We start from the raw sequence: 26317 nt of genomic DNA, 5'->3' as shown, positions 1-26317 counted from the left end.
AATTAGCGGTAACTGCATCGCTGGATTACAATTGCCTTCGAGTTAGCTATTCTATCGACTCGATGCAAAGCGCTTCGTCGGCTTGCCACCGATGCTGCGTGGAATCCCGTCCCCAGGCAGGTTCTAACAGGTAGTGATGAGTAGTTTTGAAAACGCCAGCGCAGGTACGCAGGGTATGGTGGCAGCCACGAGTTCGGCGCACTTGAGAACAAGGCTGGAAGTGGAGTCGCCCGATAATGCTCGACAGGCAGCCAGTAAAGCAAATTGGTCCAATCTCTTGTTCGCCGCCAAGATCGCTTACAGCAAGGGATATAAAAATGATGCATTACGGCTATATCAAGCCGGACTTGCAGCAGCCAGCCGTGCTATGGATGAGCGCGACGAACTTATTGAATTTTTGACTGAGAATGTTTGGAGTTCTTGAGGAAGCAGAAGCCTAGGCTTTAGTCGTTTCTTTGTGACTTTTAAGAACCCTCGACAGAATTTCGATAGCCTGGTCGACTTCTTCGTCAGTCACTGTCAGTGGTGGCAACAGTCGCAGCACCTTCTCGCCGGCGCCTACGATAAGCAGGCCGTTGTCCATGCACGATTGGATAATGGTCTTGCCAGGAAACTCCAGTTCGACGCCTACCATTAATCCGAGCCCGCGGATTGCAACAATGCCGCTCTTTTCCTTTTGCAGTTTCTTGAGACCTTCACGAAGGCGTTCGCTGCGCTTGCGAACAGAGTCGAGGAACTCTGGTTGTCCTATTCTGCTGACACATTCGAAAGCTGCCGCACAAGCCAGGGCATTGCCACCAAATGTGGAGCCATGATCACCGGGTTCGAAGGCTGCCGCGAAGGACTCTCCCGCCAGTAACGCCCCAATCGGAAACCCACCTCCAAGCCCTTTCGCCAGAGCAATCAAGTCTGGAACTGTACCGAAGTGCTGGTGAGCGAAGAAGTGACCTGTGCGTCCGACCCCGCATTGAATTTCGTCAAAAATCAGAACTATGTTTTCTTTCGTGCAGTAATCACGAACTGCTTGCAAAAAACTGGCATCTACAACGTGAATGCCACCTTCGCCCTGAATTGGCTCGAGGATAATTGCAGCAACTTTATTCGGGTCTACCGACTTAACTGAGTCAATATCATTGAATGTAACTGTCTCAAAGTCTGGAACGAGCGGGTGATAGCCTTTATGATATTTTGTCTGCGCCGTCGCGGACAGTGCACCATAGGTGCGTCCGTGAAACGAGTTGCTCATCGTTAAAATGGTGGTGCACTGATCGCCCTTATGTTTCTTCGCATATTTTCTGCTCAATTTGATAGCAGCCTCGATCGCTTCAGTACCGCTATTGCAAAAGAAGGCTCTGTCGAATTTACCGTTGCGAATCAATTCTTCCGCAAGCTTAATTCCCGGCACGTGCAGATACAGGTTTGAACAGTGGCTGAATTGATTCAACTGGGTGGTAATTGCTGCAACGTAGCCGTCATCGCGATGGCCAAGCGAGTTCACGGCAATGCCTGAAACGAAGTCCAGGTAGGTTTTTCCATTAATATCTTCGACCCGAGCGCCTTTGCCCTCTTTGATTACGACTGGATATGAAGCGTACGTATTCATAAACACGTTTTTGCCTCGGTTGAGCCATTCTTGCTGCTTGTCTGATGCAATCGTGTTCGTCGTCTCTAAGTCGGATGTCATAAATTTTGCCTGAGTCCTTTCGATAAACCGGTCTGTGCCGCGTTCTTATGCAGTTGACTATACGAAAAATGTTCGCAGCGGCATATGAGAGTTTTTTCATTGCTGACTATTTGCGGGCTTCAGCGGGAATAAACGATAAGGCTCCATATGATATTGGTCGTGATGAAGTTATTTGATAACGATGAATCCCTGGCTGGCTCCTGGTGTGCGCCGTTTAAAGAGGCGGCTCCGAAAGTTCGATTGAATTGTGATGATGCCCTGTCGGAGAGACACGACGGTAAAACAGTTCCTAAAGATCTGTTGCAGTTACACAAGCTTGTCGCCAATCCGAGCACTGAAGAGCACATCTGGATGAACGCCTGTATAGGCGCAGGCACTCGATCACTAACTCCGCAGCGCGGGTTGCTGGCGAAGATGTGGGACACCGCAATATCCGGTATTGCTTTCAACTGCTACTTGCTGACTGCGATTCTGGCTTTTCCCGTCAGTCTTTTTGTTTTTGCGCAGTTGAGTTTTTTCTCGCTTGGGATCAGCGTCGACAGTTTTATCAGGCCGTTTTCTGCGCCTGATTGTATGGGATTGCTTGTGGCAGCCGGTTCGGCGATATGTTTCTGGACATCGCTTCTATTTCAATTGAAATCGTGGCGCTGGCTTGCTGCTGTTCCTGCTATCGGCGCTGTCTGGATTGGAATTACCCTGGGCGCAGGCTGGACTGTGGGGTATGGTCTATCCATAGCATTCGCCACGGTTACGGCTCTAGCAATGGGCTGTTTGTGTTACGCCGGGTATTTGTGTCGGGAAACGCTGCCAAAAAGTTTTGACGCCCTCAGGATGGTAAAGTGCGGTCTGCCTTATCTGTGCTTTCCTGCTGTTCTTTCGGCCTGGATCCTCTTTGAGGCTTTCTCCACTCCCACTCATTCAAGCACCTACTCTAATGGAACTTCCGGGGGATTTCTCTTCCTCGCAGCTATCGTGGTCTATTGCTTCTTTGCGCCCGGCCTTGCAATAGGAATGTCGTCAAAATCTACGTCACGAGCTGCAGGCGCCTTTCTGAGTGTGCTGGTGCAGGCGCCACTTTTATTGAGTTTCACTGTTGTCGCTGGTTTGTCTGTACTTTTTGGATCGGTGAACGTTGATCCAGGCGTGTCTGCGGCTTTGAACCTTGAGTCATGGAAAGCGCTGGGATTAGAACGAGCTGCGTTTTTTCTGGCCGGTGCTTTGGTTGCAACCAAGTTGGCAGCGGCGGGTGGAAGTATCGGCGTCTGGGTCAATGAGAAGCGTTTCTCCCGTAAGTGTAAATAGCATGCGGGGGCGCAAGTTTTATACGTCTTAATTCTTTATCGCGTTGCCAGAAAAGTGCTTCGCCTGATTGAAGAGGAGTTTCGATATCGAACTGCTTTTCGATACCGCATGCAGTGGCAAATTTTTCCAGAATTTCTTTGGCTAGGTTGCCCAGAAGCAATGCTTTGTCTAGCGATGACAGCGATTCCTGTGCTAGATGATCCGGGTGTTCCGTAACGAAGATTGTGCCTGTCATGTCGCTTGCCGAACTTTGTGCGACATGATTTTCATGTTTCGGTATCATCTGATGAGCTTCATCGATTATTATCCAGTGAGGGCGACCCAGGGTAGCACGCATGCTTTTTAAGTGAGGCAGCAGTTCATTTAAAAACTCTGGTCTTTCCGCTGACGGCACACCCAGTAAGTTGATGATGATATTGGTACCGGGCAATTTGAAATGTTGAGCTGCCTCGGCTACTGTCGGCGCATGTTGGCTGTTTCCAGTGGTTAGAGCGTGCTCGAACAGCTCGAAGTCTCCCTTCGGATCGATCAGGCAAAATTGATATTCTTTCTCGACTAGACGTTCGATGATACCAGTTACTGTCTTGGATTTGCCACTGCCCGAGGTGCCGGCAATCAGCATTCCTTTGCCATGCACATCAAGCATGACTTCGTTGCCTTGGCAGTCTGTTCCAATCAAAATGTCATGGCGACTGAGATTGACGTCCGTCAGTTCTGAGTTTATTACCATCTCCAAGACTTCACTCACCCCTTCGCCGCGGGAGTTGCTGGTGGTGATATCAGCTGCCTCTTTAACAGAGGGCAATGCATTTGCGACAGCGACTGAGCACTCACAAGCAGTGAGAAAGGCAAGATCGTTTTCAGCGTCTCCTGTGCCAACAACGTTATGTCGTGAGAGTCCGAGTTCTTTCAGTGCTGCTTCCATACCCGAGGCTTTATTTACGCCCGGTGGTAACACCATCACAGCGCCTTTGTTGAAGATCACCTGATGCTCCAGCCCCAGATTTCGAATCGTTTCGAGAACGACATTCTCGTGTGGGTGCCAGGTAGCTACAACGCACTTGCCGACCTCTAGTGGTTGAATATTTTTTTCTCTCAGTGCTGCCACCAGATTTGCTGGGGCCTCGCTCGCTATCAATCGTTCTTCCCTGGTGGCAGGGAAATAGAGAACGCCACCGTTTTCTGTAACGACCAGATCGAAAATGTCTATTTGCGGAAAGACCAGAAGCAAGTCTTTCAACTGCCGCCCGGTTACTAGAATCAATTTGCGACCTGTTTTGCTGAACCTGTGCAATGTGGCCAGGGTTGCTTCGTTAACAACGCCGTCTGCTGCTAGTGTTCCGTCATAATCTGTGGCTAGCGCTATGAACCGCATGTTTCCTCTCCAGGTGTTCCTTTTAATTAGCACGAAATGTGTTGTCAATCCAAGTGAAAACCGCGTTGCTGGCGCTCATAAGGATGTATAGCAACCACATCCTTATCTGACTCCAGTGTCGTATAACACCGGCTCTGGGGACAAGGATGAATATGAAATTTGGTTTTCGGCAGAACAAATTCGAGACGTTCACGTCTAAAAAAACATCGCCACAAAACTTGGCATCGGCGAGATGAATATTATTATGTTGAGGTGCGATATGAAACGATTATTTATGACGGCATTTGCGGTGGCCAGTTTAGCCGCCTCTGTAGTTCCTGCTAACGCTCAGTTTGCATATGGTGGTGGTGTTGATGGCACACAAGCAAGATTGCAGGCGCGTATAAACGCCGGTATCAGATCTGGAGCTCTTACAAGAGGCGAAGCATCACGATTGCAGAGTAAGCTGCAACAGATAAATCGATTGGAAATGAGGCTACGCATGTCGGGTAATGGCTTATCGTGGCGGGAGCGCTCAAGGTTGCAAGAGAAGTTGAACAATCTTTCCAATGACATTAATCGCCAGATGAGTGATTTTGAGAGAAACTTCGGCGGTTTCCGTCGTGGTGATTACTGGCACCACTAAGCTATGCGAACGCCCCGATTTGATTCTGTTTTGACGGTGATTGAGTCGGGGCGCTTCTGTTCTATCGAGAAAAGCGGCGCCAGCATTCCGTAGAGTACACCCTTCACTTGCACCCGGAACGGGTGCGTTCCATAGCTGAGTTGGCATGCAGCTTGTCAACCAGCGCATACACCGCGGGCAGTACTAATGACATAGGTCAGGATTGTTTGTTTGAGAGCCAATTCTATGAGCTTCAATGCTGGTAAGTCAATTCGGTTTTGAGCATCAAGCTGCCCTGCGTGGCAACTTTCTCACCTTGCTCAACACCAGAAAGAATCTCCACGAAATCCTCTGATTCTCTGCCGACTTTGACTTTCCGTTCCTCGAATCCATCCTTAGTCAGCACAAATACGATCTTCTGACCCGCATGTTCCTGCAACGCTTGTTTGGGCAACGCCAGCAGGTTTTGCTTCTGACCTTCCAGGTCAATTTCAGCGAACATATTAGTTCGGAATTTCTTGTCTCTGTTGTCCAGTCGAGCTCGAATGGAAACTGTTCTCGAATCGGGATGAACATGCTCGCTGATAAAACTGATCACGCCTGTGAATATCTTATCTGGATAACTGGACACCTTTACTTTTACTGTGTTGCCCAGTTTCACCCGCTGCAGATCGGCTTCAGGTAAATCCGCGCTGACAATTACGGTGCTCAAATCCGTTATCTTGAAGAGTGATTTGTCCGGATGAATTGATTCGCCCACGGCAACTTCAAAGTGACTGACCACACCCGTTTCCGGCGCAAGTACTCGGGTGGTGCCGACGATTTTTCCTTCTTTGATCAAATCGTTGATTTGTTGCTTGTCTGCGCCGAGAAATTCCAGTCTTTGTCTGAGGGTGTTCAAATGTTGCTTGTCGCGCTGCGTTTCGGCTACGGCCAGCTGATAGTCCCGTTTTAAAAGAGATCTGTTCTTGTATAACTCTGTTTCGCGCTGCAAGTCTAGCAGTGCTTGATCGTAATCAGCTGTGTCTTCTGCAACTTTGGCTTGTGCTGCCACGTAATCTTTTTGAGAGGAAATTTTTTCTTTGTACAGTCCTTCGACACGCCTGAATTCTGATTCCGACAGCTCTTTTTGCACCTTGGCTCGACGGAATGTGCTTTTGGCTTCGATTAGTGACTTAGGTCTGGCAATCAGCTCTTCATAGATCTGCCGCTCTCGTTCCTCATGGGCCCGGGCGATGTCGTATTTTGATTTTGCTTCGATGACTTCTGCTTCTAGTTCGCTGATTTCTCGGCTGTCTATGATCGCCATAACCTGACCGTTGTTGACAAATTGCCCTGGCTTGACGAGCAGATCTGTAACTTTGCCTGAAATGCGGCTGCTAACGTCGACTTCCTTGCCGAAATCGGGTTCGATGCGTCCGGTCAGGTGCAGTGGCACGGAAATGGGGCGGGTCTCGACAATGTCAGTCTGTACATCAGCTTGTTGTGCTGCTTCAGGTGTGAGCTTGATAACGTGTGGTGCGTTGGGGTCGGGGTGGGCAGCGGCAGGATGGGTTTCACTCTTTGTCCCGCTTCCACAAGATGAAGAGGCAACAGCTGTGCTTATAAGGGCTGCAGCAAGAAGCAAATTTTGGTGGTTTTTCTTGACCAAAGTGGTGAATGATTCCTCGACCTGGCTGCAAAGACTGCTAGCCTATAAAAAGCATACACCGAATAACATTTTCGATGCTGGGAAGATTCAAATTCGAAGGTCTATTCAACGATTTGACCGTTTCTTAGAAAGTCAAGGGTAGGGTTCCAATCTTTCACCGGGCTTTCCAGGCTGCTGGGCTACACAATTCTTCTTGCGCTGAAAATGAACACCCCGTGACACTACATACAGGGTCACTTATCATTTATGTTGTTGTTGTCGTTGTTGTTCGTTGATTGATGGGTCATTCGAAAAGTAAAAAGCCTGCTTTTGAGAGCAGGCTTTTAGCTATGTTTTAACCAGGACCGGGTGGTTAGAATGGGTAGACGTTAGAGCTACCGGCGATGACCCCGGTTGTTGGCTGATTGTTGACTCCGATGTTCTTTACCAGAGTCAAACTTGGGTTGAATACTACCAACCCAATCTTTTGTACAGTTCCTTGTATGCCTAACTGAGCCGCATTGAAGCTGACGCTAATGAAAGCGTTGCTCAAAACAGGAGTGTTATCGGTAGGTTGAGCTGCCGTTGCGCCTGGTTGGTTCAAACCGTTGAATCTATTAAGAGCATAGTTTGAAACAACCGAGCCCGCTGTGATGGGCAGATATCTGACACGATTTCCGTTGACGCCGTCGACGATGACCAGATAAGGAGCACTGGCGAAGTTGCTGGTGACGAGACCAGTTTGCAGTGACATAGGTGAATACTGGAACGTAACGCTTGATACGTTGGAAGGTGAGGCCAGATTGCTGATACTGACACCGCAGCTGCCGGTACGTGGGTCAGACGATGCAGCCAGATCTGTGAAAACCAGCACAGGCTCAGTCGTTGTGTAGTTTACTGTGTTCGAAGAGTATTGGTACGCAAGATTTCTGGCTCGGCTGAAAACACTGGGGCGCTCACCTGCAGTGTCAGCCGTAGGAGCTGTGCCCGAACCCAGGTTGATGCCACCGGCATAGACATTGGAGCCGTTGAAGAAGCTTGGAAGGTTAACATTTAAGATTGCAGATGCAAACAGAGCTGGGTTACCTACTGCAAATGGAGCTACGATGAGCCCGTTCGCGTTTTGTGCGTTTGCGCCGACGGTGGACGCCACATAAGCCATAGCTGTGCAAAGTAGCAATTTGAAACTACGCATAAACCCTCCGATTTTCCACACAAATTGCGGCTCGTGTGTCGTTGTAAAGTGTCAAACTCTTAGATCACTAAGCGTCTGATCCTCAGCAGGTGATTTTTACCCTATATATGCCGCAGTTGCAACCCGTTGACGACCGGTGCGGCTAGATTCTGTTGCTGATAGTCGACAGTCTCGGCAGTATGTGAGTCTGCAAAATTAGCTTGCCGGCTGAATTAAGAAATAAACGTGAACGCCGACCAGTGAAGTTCAATTTTCATCTGCCTGCTGGTTGTCAGCAGTGAAAAATACAGCCATTTCCACTGATTTGCTTTTGACGACATCTCACTTCCATTTGATGGCAGGGTCAAAAGTCTTTTTGGTGTCAAATTTGGTGGCATTTTGAAAGCGCTGATCGGCGTTTCCGTGACCAATTTATCTATGGTGGATAACCAGACGTGATTGCTTCATGGTCAAGTTGTAGCTGAACAGTAAAACGCTCTCCAGTTCGACTCTGACGGTTTGTAATATCTGGTAACAACTCGGAAACCTTCGAAGAATAGACTGTTTGAGTCGGAATTACTAACCAAACAAAGGGCTTTCCCCAATGAGTCGTGGTCACACAGACGCAATCCCTCCCCAAGAGCCTGGTCGTGGTCGTCAAACAGATTTCGGTCCGCATCAGTTCGAAAACGGCGCTCGCCGAATCGAACAGGGCATCGCCTCGGGTCACGGTGCCGAGGCTCTGCATGAAGAGCTGAATTTGATGCGGCAGGCGGCTATGCAGAACGGTTCTTTTAACCTTGCGCAGTACAGGGCAGACGTAAAAGCAATCGATGCGCAGCTTCATAAAGATGGTTACTTACCGCGACTCCATCTCGATGTTGATGGGCAGGGGCATGACATCGTCAAACGTGGAGGAGCCGACATCTCGGGCGAGTCAGCTCCAGAGTCGCAGGGCGGCAGACATGGACGCGGCCGGTCTCACGGTCGGCGGCACGGACGAGGTCACGGAGGTGGCGGCGGACACCGACGCGGACACCGTGGCGGCGATAGTCGAAGCGCCGGGGCCGGTGACGGGCAAGGTGAAGAGCAGGTGGCAAGTAGCGATACTTTGACCGACCAGGAGATGGCTCCAGGGTCAGGCCTGAGCGATCGTGGGCAGCAAGATTTTCGCGCCAATCGTTCAGCTGACCGTTTGGGAGACCGCTCAGGGGACAGAGTCGGCGACCGATCTCAGTCTCCGTTCAATGCGGACCCTTCTCGAGACCGTTCTGCAAGAGGCGGCGAACCAAATATCTGGGGACCACCGACGATCAGCGCCGCTGGAATCGACAAAGTCTTGCGCGACAATCATTCTCCCGCGGCAGGCATGGGTGCTTATATCTACGATCAGTCTGTGGCAAGGGGTATCAATCCTGCTTTCGCGCTGGCAATGTACGGGCAGGAGTCGACTTTCGGCACCAAAGGTGCGGCTGCACGAAATAACAGTTTCGGCAATATTCGCGCCGGGAGGCATGGGTTCAAACACTATGGCGACGTCAAAGAGGGCATTGATGACTGGATGCGCTTAATGGGCTCCGATGCATATCACGGAAAGTCGCTGGCTGGGGTTATTCACAAGTACGCGCCGGGTTCTGACCGCAATAATCCTCGTGGCTATATGGCATATGTGACCAACAACATGAATAAATGGGCGCGTATGAACGATCAGGGCGACGACGTTCGGTACGCCTAGGTAGTACCATATATGGTGCTATCTACGTCCGGTCCAGTCTATGGCGCGGCGCTAACTGCCGACTTACTTTTTGTCGCCTGGCTTATCGCCAGGCTTGAGTTTCTTGCCCAACTTGGGTGAGCGCTCTTCAAACCAGGCATCCAGCTGAGCTTTAGCCTTATTCACCAGAACGGCTGCCTCTGCTTCTCCGCCAAGGTCCGGGTGTACCGTTTGAAGTGCCATCTGTGAACGCCACGCCTTGTGCACCGTAGCTGGTGTCAGGTCGTCGAACGGCACCCCGAGGATTTGCGCTGCTTTGCGAATTTCAGTGGGCAGAGGAGCCTTTACTGTTTTGACAGGTTCATCGGTATCGTCCTTGGTCTTCAGGAGTTTCTTTTCGAGCCCTGACTGTGTTTCGTTGCGCTTATTGCCAAGCTTACGAATCTCTTCCATGGCGCCGACTGCTTCGTAAAATTCAGTCACCGCAATAAGAACTTGCATGTAGTAAAAGTGCTGCGGACCGTAGTGTGTTTCAGCGAGCTGCAAAGCCTGTCTGTAACGTTCTTCAGCCTGTCTGGTTCGCCCGGTCAAATGAAGTTCTTGCGCCGTCATCAAATGGGAGCGCAGAGAATCGTCACCGATTTGCGTGACGTCGAATTTCAATGGTTCGCTATTCGGGCCTGAAGTCATGAGTCACGCCTGGTTACTAAAACAGAATACACAATGCACTCACGTAATGACTACTTTGAGGTAGTAAAAGTCTTCCTGCACTTCAAAACCCAAACGGCGGTAGAGTCCTAAAGCCGGGGTGTTTTGCTCGGTTACCCACAAACTGACAGCGCCAATGCCCGTTTCTCGAAGATTGTGCAGGCACTGTCTGATTAATCGCTCGGCAAGTCCCTGACCGCGATAGTCCGGATGAGTCATAGCGAGGTCGAGGGAGCGACGCTCTCTGTGAAGACCGCGCTTAACTACGACCATTGCGCAGATTGGCACCTTTCCATCAAGTAAAACAAGCGATGATGTCCGGCAAATACCCCGATTGAAGGTACTCAAAGCAAGCTGTCGCCATTGATTGCGTGTCTGTCCCTCATCGTCAATGCTTCCCCTGAAGCTCTTAAACAAGAGATCGCCGACCATTATGCTGTCTTCCTCGTTTAATGGTCGCAGAAGATATCGTCCAAAATCATGCGGGGACGCCAGAAGCTCGGTCTGTCGACTCATCTTCAGTCGGCGGAGCGGCGTTGTTTTTACTCTGTGCACCTTGTTTTCGACCATGTTTCGATTGTAGCCGACAGCGGGATCTCAGCTTTGGACGCCCGGGGCAGCCCGATTGCTGCGGCTTGATCGGTTCACCGGGAGCCGAAAGGTCGCTGGGCGTCCGATCTTTGCGCTCGGAGCAGTTGTGTTCAAGAGTTTTTTCCGATATCGGAAGAAATTTGACTGTCAAAAGCTCGCCAGGCTGAATCCAGCAGGCTTAACCTGGGCATGGTGCTTCCCCCATTGTGGACGGGCCCGGGCACAGATAAGTTATAGGCACACTCGTTCCCACTTCAGCAGAACGAAGCCTCCTTCTCGTTGAGTTTGCCTACTGGATGCCAGACAATCCGAACGAATCAAAAGTTATCGTCGCCCAGCAGGTCAATCACGACGCTGCGTTGATTAACAGAATTGGCGCCGGCCCGAAATTTATTCAACCGTCGCAGAGCTATCTGGAAAAGGGCGTAGATCTTGTCACTTCCCGTCTCCTCTCGGATAACGCGCTGAGAATGTCGGTCGACCACTATGCCAGCGACTTTATTAAAACCGCTAGTTTGTTTACCGGTGGAAAGGCTGGAATGGTCGGAGCAGTTCTGGCATATGGCTTGGGACAGGCAAGCCCAGACACACCGCTTTCTCAGCAGGTCGAAGATTTCGGTCTGGGAGCGGCCAAGGGCGCCACTATGAAGGGCATCTTCCATGCGGTTGGAACTAACGTCACTTTCGCTCCCACGAAAGGGGTTCTCATCGGTATGGGCAGTCGAGCTGCCGATGACATTTATCAGCGAGACCTGTTCACGGATCCGACCAAAGCTCTGGCGCGCGTCGGAACGAATGTATTCGACAAGAAAGCGATGATCTTTGATGCAGCAACATGGGGAATTGGCGAAGGTGCGTTCGGCGCCATCAATGCTGCCACTAAAGGCGCGCTGGTCAAAAATCAACTGGCTGGTTCTGTTGCTATGGGCAGCACGTTTGGTATGGTCACTGGCGGTGGCGGGGAAATCGTCAGGCAGCGTGATGCTGGTGAGAGCTTCGACCTCGGTAAAGTGCTCAAGAGTGGTGCCGCTGAAGCTCTCGTTATGGGCGCGGCTGCCGGTACCGGTGCCAAGCTTACGCCATCACATGTGGTGCACGAGAAATCCACAGGCAGCAATGACAACAGCACAGGCAGGCGTCAGAGAAGCAATGTTGTTATCGCTGAAGAGCCGCTTGCTGAGCTGAACACTCACTCAAAGACAGCGAAAGTCAATACAGATAGAATCACGATCGATATGCTCGGTCGCGGCGACATGACTCCCCGCTCGCTGTTGCAGTCGGAGAGCTTGCCGTCAGACGGTGTGCTTAATGGTCTTATATCCAACCAGACCGCCGGTACAGGCGATGCTAAGGCACGGTCTCAGCCGATCGACACCACTCCTTATACAGATGTGCATTCGGTCGAGGTGGCGCCGTTGCCACCGCAAACGGTGCCGAAGCCCGTTGAGTTCGTTATGACGGAAGGAAAAGACGCGCTTGATGCTTTCCGCCAGAATAAGTCACAGTCCGCAATGCTGAAGGTTCGAGAGATTCTCGGAGGCGCCAAAGACAGTCCAGACCTCGGTCCTGAGAAAAGTCTGTTTGTTCAGCAGTTGGTCAAGACAGAAGGAAAGCTCTTGCCAGAGGCAGACAAGGCAGATCTTCTCGTCACTGCCTATCCTGAGACATTGGCTGAAGGCGATCGGGCTAAGCACGTATTCTCCGGACCAGATGTGCGCGGCAAGGTCTTCTTGCTCACCAACGACAGCAACCATCTTCTTGTTGCCAACGGCGCCCAGCCGCAAGAAGTGAAACTGTGGCGTGACAATGGCTTTACATCAGCTATTCGCCTTGACGGCGGTCAGACAAACTTCAATGTCATGGCGCCTTTGATGATAGGTGATCCGACGAATTTTGACAGTCCTGCATCGAAGGCTGCCTGGGCAGAATTCGACAGACAACTAGCCGAGGCTAAAAAGCTAGGTGTAGATAGCGTCTCTACAGATATTTGGTGGGGAATGATCGAGCCCGAAAAGGGCAAATTCGACTTTACCTATGCAGACAAACTTAGCGATCACATTATCAAGGCTGGCTTGAGATGGAATCCTATTCTTTCATTCCATGAATGCGGCGGCAATGTTGGTGACACTGTCAATGTTCCATTGCCTTCGTGGATCTGGGGCGATCTTGCCGCTAAGCTTCCGGGCGGAAGCGCAGAATCAGTGAAGTACAAGAGCGAACAGGGCAACACAAGCAAAGAGTATGTATCGCTCTGGGCTGATGAACTGGTCATGGACAACTACCGCTCCGTGATGGAAAACTTCCAGCAGCATTTCGCCGGAAAACGTCACAGCATAGGCGAAGTCAATGTCAGCCTCGGACCTGCCGGCGAGTTGCGTTATCCATCTTACAATTCGCATGACACTAATACAGGCTATCCAACGCGCGGCGGACTGCAAGCTTATTCCGACATGGCGATTTCGTCATTCCGCGACTATGTCAAAGAAAAGTATGGCGGCAGCGATGGGGTCGGAAAAGCCTGGGGCATTCAGAATCTTGACGATTCGCACATTCTGCCCCCCAGCAATGCAAGCGAGTTCTATCAACGTGGCGATCACTTCAACACGCAATACGGTCGTGATTTCTTTGACTGGTATAACCAATCGCTGATCGATCATGGGCAGCGTGTTATGACGCTGGCCGCAGATGTTTTTGCCAAACCAAGTTCTCCTTTTGCCGGTGTTGACCTCGGTGCCAAGGTACCTGGCGTGCACTGGAGAGCCGGGGAGCGCCAGGGCGACAATGTTACTCTGGGCGATCGACAGGCCGAACTCTCTGCCGGGCTGATTCGCACCAGTCGCGGTGACTGGGATAGAGACGTTGATGGTCGGGGATATCGACCACTTTTAACTATGTTCCGCCAGATTCAGCCAACCTTGAAGGGCTCTGACACTATTATCGTGCCGGCATTCACGGCCATCGAACTACCCGATGGTGATAACGGGCCAGCCATAAAAGCCTTGCCTCATACTCTCGCTACCTGGTTTGGTCAAGAAGCTGAGCGCCAGGGGCTGTGGCTAAAGGGTGAGAACGCTCTGAATGGAACTCTCAGCGACCCTGCTGCCTGGGACCGTATGGCATCGTTGCTCGATTTGCCCAAACAGGACGGCTATTTCCATGGCGTTACTTTCTTGCGCATGGGGGATGTCGTCAACAATCCTCTCGCCCGCGCCAAAATGTCAGAATTGGTCAATGCCGTAAATTCTGTGCAGCCAGTGCAGCCCAGCTTCTGGAATTACTTCTTCAGAACGAAAACGGTTAATTGAGCCGTGCCACTGCAGGCAGTGCAGGTGTCTCAGAGCAAATAGAAGCTCAACCCCTGGCTCATTGCCAGATTTCGCAGTGCTGTTTGCTCATGCTCGCTATGGCAACTGGGTTCGATTAGAATTCCGACCAGGGCAGCATCTGACAGCCGAATTTGTTTATAGACAAGCATGGCAATTTTCGAACGAATCGAATCATCTACCATGAATTCCTGCAATGTGTGCCCAGGTCTATATTGATCGATCCAGCTCCGCATGTTCTGCAGAAGTCCGGACTGCGAACCTGGTACAACTCCCAAAATAACTGGCATCGATCTACTCCTGATACAAAGTTAGCTGTCAACGGACCTGGTCAGATGTTCTTTAATCCGCTCAGCCTCGTCAGAACTTAACGCGCTGCTCGTTAGTTTACCGAAAAGCCAGCTCTTTAGTTGCTGCTTTTCAGCTTCGTTTATTGAACTCTGGCGAATTCGGTCTTTGAACCAATACAAAAACTCTTCGACATCGTTCGATTTGCGCATTATCCGCCGCTCGGTGCTTCCATCTTGCCTCTGCGTCAACCATTGCACAAATTCTTTCATTTCACCAGCGGAAAGACGAGCCTCCGCCAATTGGTCAGAGAGCCATTTATTCAGTTCTGTCTGCGCCGTCTGGTCTTCCATTTCCAACGTTTTGACTGTCACTTCAATGGCTATACCCAGAAGATTAAGCGCTCCAACCCTGGCTGGGTATAGAATTTTGAGGAATTACCTGGCTGGGGTTTTTGTGCGTCTACCCAGGTGGGAGGCATCCTGGGTATGTCCACGGTATGGCGTTTCGAGCGTATATGGATATCCAATCGATATTTATTCAATATATAAAGCATATTGAGCGCCTTCCGGAGTGGCATGCATTGAGTGGCTGATAATTGAGCGAGGCCGGATATGATGCGAATCTTGATTCTCTGCTTTGTCATCTGGTGTGGTTTTGGTGGTCTTCAGGTCGGGCGAAGGGTGCTTTTTCTTGAATCTTGTCAAGCGCAGGTCTCAGATGGATTGCTGGGGGGCGACGAGGAACTGATTCGCCAACTGAATCTGGCCGCGGGTGCGATGCGTTCCTATAGGAAGACGCATGAACGGTTTCCCCAACTTCAACCCGAACTCGACGATGCTCTGCACGCTATGTTCAAGGCGGTTAGTTTCACTCCCGCTAACACCGAAATCGTGCCTCAGTCGCGCGGTATTTTTAGAACCTACTACCAGTTTGCTATTGCCGTCGACCCGAGCATTCGCAGTCTGCCGATTATCAACGGTCAGTACAAACCTCCAAATAGTTGGGTCGCGCCGACGCATACCGTAGTCATCTTCAGCGATGGACAGAACCAGTTTGCTGCCTGGGTTGCGGGGCAGGATGGTAAGCCAATAAATGACCCGACAACACACGTGCCTTTGATTATTTACGAAACAATAGATCCTGACGCGGAAAAGACCCAGAGCTAAAGGGCGATGTGATACCACTTTTGATGGCTTTTGGGCAAAGGCGTCAAGACTAGCGAGATTAGCTGATTCATCTTGTTTTCAAGCGTGATTCGGATTATCTTATCGAGCTGATTTCGCTGGAGTTACACATGCACTTTTACAAGGGCTTGACTACTGGTTTTGCTTCCGCAGCCATTTACTCGGTTGCGCTGGCCGTCTCGTTTGCAGGTTTGCAGACTGGCGCGCAAGCGTCCAACCAGGCTGTTTCAGCAGCCAGTCCGAAAGGAAATTCGGTCCAGGCGGCGATCGCCCAACTGGAAGACAAACTGTATGAGCATAAGTATCCCAATGAGAGTGAAGATCAACGCTTAACTCGCCTTGAGAAGTTTGTCTTCGGCGCGGCCCAGACTGGCACACCGGCTGAGCGCGTGCAGAGATTGCAGTCTTCATTCGCCAGTGAAGCAGCAGCTATCGACAAAGTGTCTCAAGCTGGAAGTCAAACCCAGAATTCGTCTGGTTCGCCATCATCATCATCACCATCATCATCTTCTTCTGTGGGTTCGAGTCCTGTCGTGACTGCAACACCTGCATTTGATGGTGCAAATTATCCGCGCGTAACTGAGTTGGAAAAAGATATGCTCAACGCCACCTATGTGCATGAGCCTCTTCCGCAGCGTTTGTCGAGATTAGAGGCTAAAGCTTTCGGTAAAGCGTCGAATTCAACTGATCTTTGCGCCAGAGTCGATGACTTAGACGAATACGCTGAGACGCATCACATATTCAAAGATCATAAGGATCCGCTAAACAGTAGTACTGTTGGTTCAGCCAGCCGCCCAGGCATCTTCAGCAATTCTATTTTGAGTGGACGCGGTTTTCCCGGCATGTACGACGCGCCTGATGATGACAACGATGATTCAGAGCCACCTAAAGCTCCGGTTAATCCATTCGTAAATGGCGTGACCGGCACGGATCAAAAACTTTCAGCCATGGAAGAATTTGTTTACGGTCATAATTATGCGACCAGACCGGTGCAAGATCGGCTTGAGCGCCTTGAAAAGCGATTGGTGCCCTATCAACATAATCTGGCGCAGAAAGATGTCACCTACCGCGTCAACAATATCTGGAATATTTTGAGCGTCGCCAACACATTCAATAGTGCTCCTACCGCAGCCCATCCCGACAATACGGCTCTGGTGGCGTCGGCCCCGGCACCGACGGTTAGACCGATTTCTGCGCAGCCTGTCGTGACCAGATCGACTGCCTCAACGCCTTCGCAAGCTTCTTCCAGTCCTTCTACTGCGACTCACCACTCGTGGTTGCATCAGATCGGGAAAAGTTTAGGAGCAGTAAATGTTTCGAACAGTTCATCATCTGTGCCTGGTGTTTACCCGCCCGATATGGCGCCGAGACAGTGACACGTCTGAGTTCCATGACATCCGTTAGTCTTGAATGGCAGCGGCTTAAGGACGCGGCATCGCATGTGCATTTGTAGTCTATCTCCTACTTAATCGCGCTCCAATACAAGAGTTGGCTCGATGTAGTAGCATGTTCACCGTTTGCATGAACGGGTGTTTTTCCGCACCGTTCTTTGCTCCGGAAAAGTTCTTGTGCACAGAGGAAGGTATTGAATGTTTGTTCAGAAAAGTCAGAGGTTCGCAGTTTCCATGCTGGCTCTTGGAATCATGCTCGTAGGTACTTCGCCTATGTCATTGGCAGCCAAAAAAGAAAAACATTCCTCAAAAAAGAGTAGAAGTACAGAGGTCATTACAACCAACACCGATGCTAAAACTGCTGTCGCCTCGCAAGTTTCGCTGATCTCAAAATATTTGGCTGAAGGTGATGCGACCAAGCTGGCAGCATTGTGGGCCGTCGACGGAACATATACGGACGAAGACGGCATTATGTTGAAGGGGCGCGCGGCACTTGAAAAGCGTTTCAAAGAAAATATTGCAGAAGGCGGCCGTCACCCTGTCACATTCGTGCAGAGTCCTGTGCAGATGCTGGCCGAGACTGTCGCTCTTGCCGAGGGCGTTGTAAGCCGGAATGAAGGATTGGGCGACAAGCCTCAGACACGTTATTCGCTCGTCTTCGTTAAGCAAGACGGCAACTGGCTGATTTCCACAGCTACTGAAACACCGCTTGTAGTTGCTTCAGAGAATTCGAATCGACTCAGTGATTTAGGTTGGTTGATTGGAGAATGGTCGGCAGAACGAAATGGCAGATCAATCAAGATGAAAGCAGAATGGACTGCGAACAATAAATTCATCAATTGCAAGTATGAGACTAAACTCGCCCCTGACGCGCCCGTTGTCGAAAGCAGACAGGTCATTGGTTGGGATCCGCGCGTCGGTCAACCAGTGTCATGGCACTTTGACTCGAGCGGCGGTTTTGGTCACGGTGATTGGTCTAACGAGAAAAATAACTGGGTTGTTCAAGCAGTTGGAGTAGATCGCGACGGGAACACCACCGTAGCAACTGATATTTTGTCGGCTGTAGCGCCTGACAGCTTCTCATGGCAGTCGGTCAATCGGTCGGTGGATGGATTCCCCTATAACGATTCCGCCGTATTGAAAGTCGTGCGCGTAGCCAAATAAACCCGACAATATTTTCAGCGAAGGTTGATGAAGTGAGAACCAATAAATTTCAAGTATGTTTAGCGATTGTACTTAGCACACTACTGGCGGTGCCAATTCCTGTGCTTGCTCGCGGTTTCGGAGGCGGATTCGGAGGCGGCGGCGGACACTTTGGTGGCTTTGGCGGCGGCGGTGGCGGGCATTTCGGTGGTTTTGACCGGGGCGGCGGCGGCGGATTCGGAGGAAGATCCGGAGGCGGTTTCGGCGGCGGCTTTGGTGGCGCTGACCACGGCTTCGGCGGTGGCGGCAACAAAGGCTTTGGCGGTAGCAGCGGTTTCGGCAACGGCCAGGGCTTCGCCGGTAACAAAGGCATGGGCGGCGGTCAAGGTTTCGGCGGAGACAGAGGATTCGGCAACGGTCAAGGTTTCGGCGGTAACAAAGGCATGGGTAACGGCGCCGGGTTCGGCGGAGACAAGGGTTTCGGCAACGGTGGCGCTGGTTACGGCGGAGACAAGGGCTTCGGTAACGGCGGAGGTTTCGCGGGCAATAACGGTTTCGGAAACAGACCCGGTTTCGACGGCATGGGTGGAGATAAAGGTTTCGGCAATGGCGGTTTCCAAAATCACCCGAACTTCGGTAATGAGGGGCACTTCCCTACTGACGGCGGCTTTGGCGGTATCTCTGGAAACATGAATCGAACTCCCCAGAAGATCAGCTCCAGTTCGCTCAATGCACAGGGCGAGAGCATGCGTAATTCGTTCAATGGCAGCGGCAACACCGTAAACAATTTCAATCACTATGGTGGTTACGGCGGATACGGTGGCTACCACGGCTACGCTAACGGTTATGCGCATGGTTACGCCAACGGCTATTATCACGGCTCATGGGGATATCCTGGCGCCTGGGGCTGCCCTGGCTGGTCTGAAGGCGCTGCCTGGACTTTCATGGGTGTCAGCACTCTCACCAGTTTTTTGGGACTGAGCATGATTGCTGCGTCCAATCATGGTGGCGGCGGTGGTGGCTCTAATAATTCTGGTAACGTCACCAACGTTACTTATGAAGGCGATAACGTATACGTTAACGGTGTGCCCAGCGGAACCGCTGCTCAGTACTACACTCAGGCTCAGCAACTGGCCGCACAGGCAAGTCAGCAAAATCAGCAACCGAATTACACGAACTACTCATCGTTTTATTCCACAATTCCTTCCACTACTCAGCCGGACGGCAACGCTGCTTCGCAGCAGGCCGATCCTAATGAGAAGTGGGAACCCCTGGGTGTGTTCGCGCTTGCAGAGCCGGGTCAGACTCAATCAAACATGTTGTTCCAACTTGCCATCAACAAAGAAGGCATCATTCGCGGTAACTACATGAATCAGCTCACTAACGAAAAATCTCAGATTTATGGTGCGCTGGATAAAAAGACGCAGCGTATTTCATTTACGATTGGCGAAAACAATAGCACCGTATTCGACACCGACCTTGCCACCCTTTGCAAGGACAACAGTCAGGTTTTGGTTCACTATGGTCCGACTAACACCCAGGCCATGGCGTTCATTCGTATGACTCAGAACGGCGGCGGAGACTCTAAGCAAACCCCATCCGCGACGAGCTGATTTAGCAGATGTGGATTGTTCGTCTCGCCTTGTCTCAGCCCCACACTTTCATAGTGATGGCTGTGTCAATTTTGCTGTTTGGTTTAGTTTCACTGAGCCAGATGCCGGTTGACATATTTCCGCCCATCGACATTCCGATCGTCAGCTGCGTCTGGACGTACACCGGCATGTCACCTAAGAATGTGGAAAACCTGATCACCACGGTGAGTGAACGGTCTCTGGCTTCGACAGTAAGCGGCATTCAGCATCTCGAGTCGATGTCGCTAAACGGCATGAGCGTGATCAAGATTTACCTGCACAAAGGTTCTGACATCGGACTGGCAGTGGCTCAGGCTGCATCAACATCATCTGCCACCTTGAGGCAGATGCCGCCCAACATGTCGCCGCCCCTGGTTGTACAATCGTCGGCAACCGACGTGCCGATTCTGCAACTTTCAGTTGCCAGCAAAGAGTTAGGTGAGGCTCAGCTTTTCGACCTGGCCAATCAATTTATTCGCAGTCAGCTGGCCGTTGTGCAGGGCACTACGATCCCATTTCCCAGTGGTGGTAAGTATCGTCAGGTGGTAGTTGACCTGGATGAGAAGGCGCTGTTTGGATACGGTCTGACGCCAACCGATGTCGTTAATGCCGTCAACAACTCAAGCGTCATCGCTCCGAGCGGCACAGCCAAGATGGGTAAATCGGAGTTTGTAATTACTCTGAACAACAGCCCGAAAGTAATCGAGCAACTGAATGACATACCTGTAAAGCACCAGAACAACACGACCGTTTTCGTCAAAGACGTTGCTTTTGTTCATGACGGTTTTCAGCCCCAATTGAACATCGTCAATATCAATGGGCATCGCGGTGTGATCATGAACATTCTCAAGAGTGGTGGCGCATCCACGCTTGCAGTCGTTAAAAAGGTGAAGGAAGTTCTGCCGCACATTCGCACCATGTTGCCTTCATCCGCGAGTCTCGAAATTCTTACTGACCAATCCAAATTCGTGCAGGAGTGTGTCGACGATGTCGCATTTGAAGTCGTCAACGCAGCTGTCTTAACAGCGTTGTTCATGCTGGCGATTCTGGGCAGCTGGCGCAGTACTTTGATCGTTATTACATCGATTCCACTTGCTATTTTGTCGGCAATTATTTGTCTTCACGTCACCGGCAATACTATTAATTCAATGACACTCGGCGGACTGGCTCTGGCAGTAGGAATGCTTGTCGACGACGCCACTGTTGAAATTGAAAACGTGCATCGTCAAATGGAAATGGGCAAGCACGTCGAGCAGGCAATTCTCGATGGCGCTGCTGAAGTTGCTCTACCGGCAATGGTTTCAACAGTTTCGATTTGTATTGTGTTTCTGCCGGTCTTTCTGCTTTCCGAGCCATCGCGTTCCTTATTCGTTCCACTGGGAATGACGGTATGTTTCGCCATGCTCGCTTCTTACGGTCTTTCCCGCACGATTGTTCCTTTGATGTCGAAAGCTCTGTTTAAGAGTGAAGAGCACGTGCCGGCTGAAGGCAGTAAGGGCGGAGCTGAGCACGGGGCCGCAAACGCGGCCGAGAAAGCTGCAGGCGTTGAGAGCGAGGCATCCGGTGCCTACGCTGCTGCCGGTGCGCACGCTGAAGGCGGTGCTCACGGTGCAGCTGGTGAAGAAAGCCACCGCAAGCCACCTGGCATTTTTGGAAAGATCCACTTATGGATCGATGGCAACTTCAACCGCGCTCGCGATACTTATCACCAGGGTTTGATTTGGGCACTGGATCATCGCCCGATTGTGGCAGGATTGTTCCTCGGCTTTTATGCTTTGTCGTCGCTGCTGGTCCCATCTATTGGTCGGGACTTCTTCCCTCCCATCGATGCCGGACAAATTCGCTTGCATGTCAACGTGCCATCAGGCACTCGCGTAGAAGAAACAGCACAAATTTACTCCAGGATAGAACGGAAGATTTCAGAGATTATTCCCAAGGAAGAGATCAAAATTATGACCGACAACATTGGTTTGCCGGTCAGTGGTATCAACTTCGCCTTTTCAGACAGTCAAACAATCAGTGAAGCAGACGGCGAAATTCTTGTCTCTCTGGAAGAACATCGGTCCCACCCGACTGATTACTACCAGGTCAAAATTCGAAACATGCTCAACACCGAATTCCCAGAGTGTGCGCATTATTATCAGCCCGCCGATATCGTCACTCAGATTTTGAACGCAGGGTTGCCTGCTCCGATCGACATCAAAATTATTGGTTTGAATGCTAAGGAAAACTATCAGCTGGCGCTTGATATCAAACGAGATGTCAAAAAGGTTCGCGGCGCAGTAGATGTTTGCTTGCATCAAGTCGTGAACGCACCGGAATATTTATTCAGCGTAGATCGGACTTTTGCCAATCAAGTGGGGTTGACTCAAAAAGACGTCTCCAATTCCATGCTTGTCAATCTCAGTTCAAGCTTTCAGGTAATGCCGAACTTCTGGACGAACGTTCTCACCGGCGTGCAGTATAACCTTGCTGCTCAGGCGCCACAGCGCACAATGCGGTCACTCAACGATCTCGCCAACATGTCGGTTGGTTCTGCCAGCACTCAAGAGAATCAGAATCAGCCCGTGCAACTGATGAACAATCTGGCTAAGCCGAAGCGGCAGTACACACCATATGTGGTGAATCACATAAACGTTCAGCCCTGCTACGATATTTATGCAGACACGGAACAACGCGATCTTGGTGGCGTGTCCGATGACATTCAAAAAATTGTCGATAAGTATAAGACTCATCTTCCGCGCGGCACGCTGATAAAGGTGATGGGGCAGGTTTTGAGCATGCAGACAGCTTTTCTGGGGCTGCTGGTCGGTCTGGTCGGCGCTGTTATTCTGGTCTACCTCTTGCTTGTCGTCAACTTCCAGTCATGGCTTGATCCGTTAACTATTTTGATGGCAATTCCCGGAGCGCTTACTGGAATTGTCTGGAGTCTGTTCGTCACTCAAACAACCTTCAGCGTTCCTGCGCTGATGGGCGCTGTGATGACAATCGGTGTTGCTTCCGCCAACAGTATTTTGATGGTCACATTTTGCAATGAGCAGCTTCGCGAAGGATTGACGCCGCTGCAAGCAGCATCAATGGCGGGATTGCAGCGTTTCCGCCCGGTTTGTATGACCGCCATCGCCATGGTGTTGGGCATGATTCCGATGTCGCTTGGTACCGGACAGAATGCTGCCATAGGACGCGCCGTTATTGGCGGTTTGACAGTTGCTACGTTTTCCACTCTTTTCTTTGTGCCTTTGATGTATAGCGTTTTGAAACGACCGAAAGAACCGGTTATGCCACCTCATTCGATACCTGCCGTCGAGACTGTAGAAAAATGATCAAACCAATTGTCACCAACCATAAACGCAGACAGAGATCGAAACAAGGACGCACAATGCTTGTGCTGCTGATTTTGGCTGTAATTGTTGGTATTCTCTTCGCCATCGGTGTCATCCCGAAATTGTTCGATAAAAAGGCGTTGAACGAAAAAGAAGAACAGGCAGCTTCGGCTGTTCCGGTGGTGCATACGGTGCTGACTAAAAATGCACCTTTCAGTGAATCTGCTGTTTTGCCGGGCAACATCGGGGCGATGCAGTTTGCCACTATCTACGCTCGTCTGGATGGTTATTTGACAAAACGTCTCGTCGACATCGGAGACAAAGTCAAGCAAGGTCAATTGCTGGCAGAAATCGATTCACCAAGTGCCGACCAGGATCGTTCGCAAGCTGCCGCCGATGTAGTGCAGGCGCAAGCACAAGTTGTCAGCGCACTGGCCACTCTTAAGGAAGCAAAAGCTCAGGCAGAAGCTGCTGCCGCGCAGGTCGTGCGCGCCAAGGCTGATCAGAATTATGCTGCGGTAACGGCAGATCGTTGGGACAACATGGCTAAGTATGGTGCGGTAAGCCTGCAAAGCCGCGACGAAAAGGATCGCTCGCTCAAAGCGCAAAATGCAAGTGTTGAAGCGGCTATCGCACAGAAGCGCGCCGCAGATCAACAAGTTGAGGCGGCTGCTTCGCAAGTGCACGTTGCACGTGCGAATGTAGAGGCCAAGCAGGCTGCGTTGGCTAAGTACAAAGCGCAGCAAAGCTTCAAATATGTGGTGGCACCTTTCGATGGCGTCATTGTTGCTCGAAAAGTTGACCAGGGCGCTCTGATTACCGCAGGCAGCCAGTCAAGCACGCAAGAGTTGTTTCAGCTGGCTAAACTGGATATTTTGCGTACGTATGTCAATGTTCCCCAGTCTCTATCTCGATATTTGAAGCCAGGGCAGGAAGCCGAGGTGAGCGTTTCGTCTTATCCTGAGCGGACCTTCGTTGGTAAGGTGACGAATGTCTCCGGTGCGCTGGACCCGCAAACCAGAACTCGTCAAACGGAAATAAAAATCGATAATTTCGATCACGCACTTTTGCCCGGCATGTATGGGCAGATAAAGCTGACCGTGCAGCGTCCAGAAAATTGGGTGCAGGTGCCCAGTGATGCTGTTCTGCCGCGCGACAACAATCTTGAAGTAGCGGTTGTTAGAGACGGCAAAGCTCACTATCAGAAGGTAATCCTGGGGCGGGATTTTGGGGACATGGTTGAGATAAAAAACGGACTTTTTGATAACGAAGTAGTTATTGTCAGTCCGCCCGATGATCTTCGCGAAGGAGATCCCGTTCAAGCCATGAATATAGCGGCTGTCAGTAAACCGGATGAAGGTACATCGGACTCCAGTAAGGCGGAAGCCAGTAAACCGGAAGGCGGTAATGCTGAAGGCGTTAAAGCCGCAGGTGGTAATCAGGATTCGAGCCAACCTGATGCGAGTAAATCGGACGCCGCTAAAGAGTAGATGGAATTATCGCGTCAAGTAGCTATGAAACCGGCAGATACACCTTATATAACGACAATCACTTGCATCGCGCTGGCGTTGTTGGGACTATTATCGCTTCCTGCCACTGCTCAAAATGCCGGTCATGCGCGTCCCGGCAAAAAGATTGCTGATGTATCGCGACCGAGCGCTCTGTCAGCTGACGAACTGCCGCCGAAGTTGCGCGGACCTGTTGGTGCCGCTACAACGAAACTGGACGAGATTGCTAATCAGGCTGAAGCTTCTGAAGGTGCCATGTTTGTGGATGAGGACAAGGTGCAAGTTAAGGCTCCGCTTCTCACGGCGTTGATTGAACTACACAGAAACGTCTCGCCTTACAGTCTGGATGCGCTGGGGCAGAACCGCCCGATCTCTTTGCGGGATGTTCTCAATCAGTTGATGCTCAATAACTTGAATATTCAGATCTCTCGTACAAATGCGCAGGCTGCCCATTATCAGTACAAGAGCATTCTGGGCGGTTTTTTGCCGAATGTTTCGAACCAGCTAACTTATCAGGGAATCACCGGTAAATATGCCAGCCCTTTTGGTGCCCTTACTAATATAGGAAGTCCTTATTTGACTATTCCGTCAGGGATGGTCTGGAACTTTTTTGATGGTGGCACAACCATATTCAGTGCCAAGCAAGCGAAACACACCTATCTGGCTCACAATTACGATGTACAGCGCACTGTAAATGACGAGCTGTTGTATGCCGCTCGGCTTTACTACCAGCTCGTGTTGCAGGATGTTCTTCTGCAAATTCGCATTAAAGCCGTCGAGACTTCGGAAGCTCTCTATCAGAAAAATGCGATTCAATATAAGTATGGCGCAAACACTCAACTGGATCTTCTGCAAGCCGAAACGCAGCTTGCTGACGATAAGCAGAAACTGATTTCGCAACAGATTGCGCGTAGAAAAGCGGCGTTAAAACTGGCGACGACCTTAAATGCGAACCTTGACGAGGATCTGATCATCAGTGATCGGCTTGTTTCTCCGAACCGTCTCATTGATGACGATACAAAAGTGACAGATCTTGTTCAGATCGCAATTGATAATCGACCCGAGTTGAAGAAGTGGGAGCAGCAAAGGCTGGCGGCCAAAGCTGCAATCAAATTGGCATACTCACCGTTGCTGCCGACCATATCGGGTACAGGCGCGTTAGCAACCACAGGTGCGAAAGTTGTGCCCATCAGTGCGGCCCAGGCTTCGAGTTCAGTAGCTACAGGTGGTCTCGCCGCCGGCGGTTTTTCCACAACTGCGGAAACATCGACTGCAAATGGTGGAAATCGTCCGCGAAAGTTCAGTCTGGCAGAAATTTTCACGATCGGTCTGGCCGTTCAGTGGAACGTTGGTGGATTAGGATACACTGCCGCCAACAACATCAAAGCGGCGCGAATGGAAGCACGGAAGACCCAGTTGGAGTTTGCGCGTGAACTTCAGTGGGTGTGTCGAGATGTTCGAGACAGTTACTTGAGTTCGATTGAAGCTAAGAATTTGATTGCTGCAACGACGGCAGCAGTGAATTCGTCGCGGCAGCAGTTGAAAGTGGCAGTGATTCGATTGGATGAAGGCGTAGGCACTGACCTGGACGTGGTTAATGCCCAACGAAGCTATACAAACGCGCTAATCGAGAAGGCTAATGCGATTGTCCAGTTTAATGAAGCACAAGTTGATCTATTGAAAGCGGTCGGCAAAATATCAGTCGATACTTTGACCTCCCCTAAAGCGCTGGTCAGGTAAG

Annotated in this window: 20 protein-coding genes and 1 pseudogene; 12 read left to right on the top strand and 9 right to left on the bottom strand. The window is 50.8% G+C overall.

All coding sequences use genetic code 11. The features are described from left to right. Positions 1–136: 136 nt before the first annotated feature. Entirely contained in the window at positions 137–424 is a 288-nt protein-coding gene (locus EKK48_25720) for a hypothetical protein (protein RTL36639.1), read from the top strand. Positions 425–436: 12 nt separating this feature from the next. Here the strand turns inward: EKK48_25720 and EKK48_25715 are convergent, their stop codons facing one another. Beyond that, a complete protein-coding gene (locus tag EKK48_25715; GenBank protein ID RTL36638.1) occupies positions 437–1684 on the bottom strand; it encodes an aspartate aminotransferase family protein in 1248 nt (415 codons plus the stop codon). A gap of 159 nt (positions 1685–1843) precedes the next feature. Between EKK48_25715 and EKK48_25710 the strand changes: the two genes are divergently transcribed. Beyond that, positions 1844–2986 (top strand): hypothetical protein, encoded by a 1143-nt coding sequence (locus EKK48_25710; GenBank protein ID RTL36637.1) that lies wholly within the window; start codon positions 1844–1846, stop codon positions 2984–2986. On the opposite strand, the gene EKK48_25705 is transcribed toward EKK48_25710, so the two are convergent. Further along, positions 2952–4361 (bottom strand): DUF87 domain-containing protein, encoded by a 1410-nt coding sequence (locus tag EKK48_25705; protein ID RTL36636.1) that lies wholly within the window; start codon positions 4359–4361, stop codon positions 2952–2954. The two genes, EKK48_25710 and EKK48_25705, sit on opposite strands and share 35 nt — an antisense overlap. A 259-nt stretch (positions 4362–4620) precedes the next feature. Between EKK48_25705 and EKK48_25700 the strand changes: the two genes are divergently transcribed. Continuing rightward, the gene (locus tag EKK48_25700; GenBank protein ID RTL36635.1) at positions 4621–4986 is read left to right on the top strand and encodes a hypothetical protein; all 366 of its coding nucleotides are present in this window, start codon (positions 4621–4623) and stop codon (positions 4984–4986) included. 232 nt (positions 4987–5218) lie between these two features. Here the strand turns inward: EKK48_25700 and EKK48_25695 are convergent, their stop codons facing one another. Both EKK48_25695 and EKK48_25690 read right to left on the bottom strand, forming a co-directional pair. Then, a complete protein-coding gene (locus tag EKK48_25695; GenBank protein ID RTL36634.1) occupies positions 5219–6616 on the bottom strand; it encodes an efflux RND transporter periplasmic adaptor subunit in 1398 nt (465 codons plus the stop codon). 352 nt (positions 6617–6968) lie between these two features. Next, a complete protein-coding gene (locus tag EKK48_25690) occupies positions 6969–7790 on the bottom strand; it encodes a hypothetical protein (GenBank protein RTL36633.1) in 822 nt (273 codons plus the stop codon). Between the two features lie 583 nt (positions 7791–8373). Here EKK48_25690 and EKK48_25685 point away from each other — a divergent pair. Further along, a complete protein-coding gene (locus EKK48_25685) occupies positions 8374–9504 on the top strand; it encodes a hypothetical protein (GenBank protein ID RTL36632.1) in 1131 nt (376 codons plus the stop codon). Between the two features lie 63 nt (positions 9505–9567). Here the strand turns inward: EKK48_25685 and EKK48_25680 are convergent, their stop codons facing one another. Further along, on the bottom strand, positions 9568–10173 hold the full coding sequence (locus EKK48_25680; protein RTL36631.1) for a hypothetical protein: 606 nt from the start codon (positions 10171–10173) through the stop codon (positions 9568–9570). A gap of 39 nt (positions 10174–10212) precedes the next feature. Beyond that, complete coding sequence (locus EKK48_25675) at positions 10213–10761, bottom strand: GNAT family N-acetyltransferase (GenBank protein ID RTL36630.1); 549 nt, start codon at positions 10759–10761, stop codon at positions 10213–10215. Between the two features lie 317 nt (positions 10762–11078). Between EKK48_25675 and EKK48_25670 the strand changes: the two genes are divergently transcribed. After that, positions 11079–14087: a glycosyl hydrolase family protein gene (locus EKK48_25670; protein RTL36629.1), complete on the top strand. Its 3009-nt coding sequence runs from the start codon at positions 11079–11081 to the stop codon at positions 14085–14087. A 29-nt stretch (positions 14088–14116) separates the two neighbouring features. Here the strand turns inward: EKK48_25670 and EKK48_25665 are convergent, their stop codons facing one another. Together EKK48_25665 and EKK48_25660 are read right to left on the bottom strand one after the other, a co-directional pair. Next, complete coding sequence (locus EKK48_25665) at positions 14117–14395, bottom strand: hypothetical protein (protein RTL36628.1); 279 nt, start codon at positions 14393–14395, stop codon at positions 14117–14119. Positions 14396–14416: 21 nt separating this feature from the next. Then, positions 14417–14767, bottom strand: coding sequence for a hypothetical protein (locus tag EKK48_25660; protein RTL36627.1), 351 nt, complete (start codon positions 14765–14767; stop codon positions 14417–14419). 240 nt (positions 14768–15007) lie between these two features. Between EKK48_25660 and EKK48_25655 the strand changes: the two genes are divergently transcribed. The 3 genes from EKK48_25655 to EKK48_25645 all read left to right on the top strand — a co-directional run bounded on the left by EKK48_25655 (position 15008) and on the right by EKK48_25645 (position 18135). Beyond that, positions 15008–15562 (top strand): hypothetical protein, encoded by a 555-nt coding sequence (locus tag EKK48_25655; GenBank protein ID RTL36626.1) that lies wholly within the window; start codon positions 15008–15010, stop codon positions 15560–15562. A 128-nt stretch (positions 15563–15690) separates the two neighbouring features. After that, the gene (locus EKK48_25650; protein RTL36625.1) at positions 15691–16956 is read left to right on the top strand and encodes a hypothetical protein; all 1266 of its coding nucleotides are present in this window, start codon (positions 15691–15693) and stop codon (positions 16954–16956) included. Between the two features lie 213 nt (positions 16957–17169). Further along, the gene (locus tag EKK48_25645; protein RTL36624.1) at positions 17170–18135 is read left to right on the top strand and encodes an SgcJ/EcaC family oxidoreductase; all 966 of its coding nucleotides are present in this window, start codon (positions 17170–17172) and stop codon (positions 18133–18135) included. Between the two features lie 112 nt (positions 18136–18247). Here EKK48_25645 and EKK48_25640 read toward each other — a convergent pair. After that, positions 18248–18439, bottom strand: a pseudogene (locus EKK48_25640) (isocitrate dehydrogenase (NADP(+))). Between the two features lie 46 nt (positions 18440–18485). Here EKK48_25640 and EKK48_25635 point away from each other — a divergent pair. From EKK48_25635 to EKK48_25620, 4 genes are read left to right on the top strand one after another with little or no spacing between them, the layout of a single operon-like run. Next, positions 18486–19727, top strand: a complete 1242-nt coding sequence (locus tag EKK48_25635) for a hypothetical protein (GenBank protein RTL36623.1) — start codon at positions 18486–18488, stop codon at positions 19725–19727. Between the two features lie 8 nt (positions 19728–19735). Next, complete coding sequence (locus EKK48_25630; protein ID RTL36622.1) at positions 19736–23068, top strand: efflux RND transporter permease subunit; 3333 nt, start codon at positions 19736–19738, stop codon at positions 23066–23068. Then, a complete protein-coding gene (locus EKK48_25625) occupies positions 23065–24558 on the top strand; it encodes an efflux RND transporter periplasmic adaptor subunit (GenBank protein ID RTL36621.1) in 1494 nt (497 codons plus the stop codon). The genes EKK48_25630 and EKK48_25625 overlap by 4 nt, the downstream gene beginning before the upstream one ends. Next, complete coding sequence (locus EKK48_25620) at positions 24559–26316, top strand: TolC family protein (GenBank protein RTL36620.1); 1758 nt, start codon at positions 24559–24561, stop codon at positions 26314–26316. The last annotated feature ends 1 nt before the right edge of the window (position 26317 follow it).

The sequence above is a fragment of the Candidatus Melainabacteria bacterium genome, assembly GCA_003963305.1.
Lineage (GTDB): Bacteria > Cyanobacteriota > Vampirovibrionia > Obscuribacterales > Obscuribacteraceae > PALSA-1081.
The sequence above is the reverse complement of the archived record's forward strand: the minus strand, read 5'-3'. Positions and strand labels throughout refer to the sequence as shown.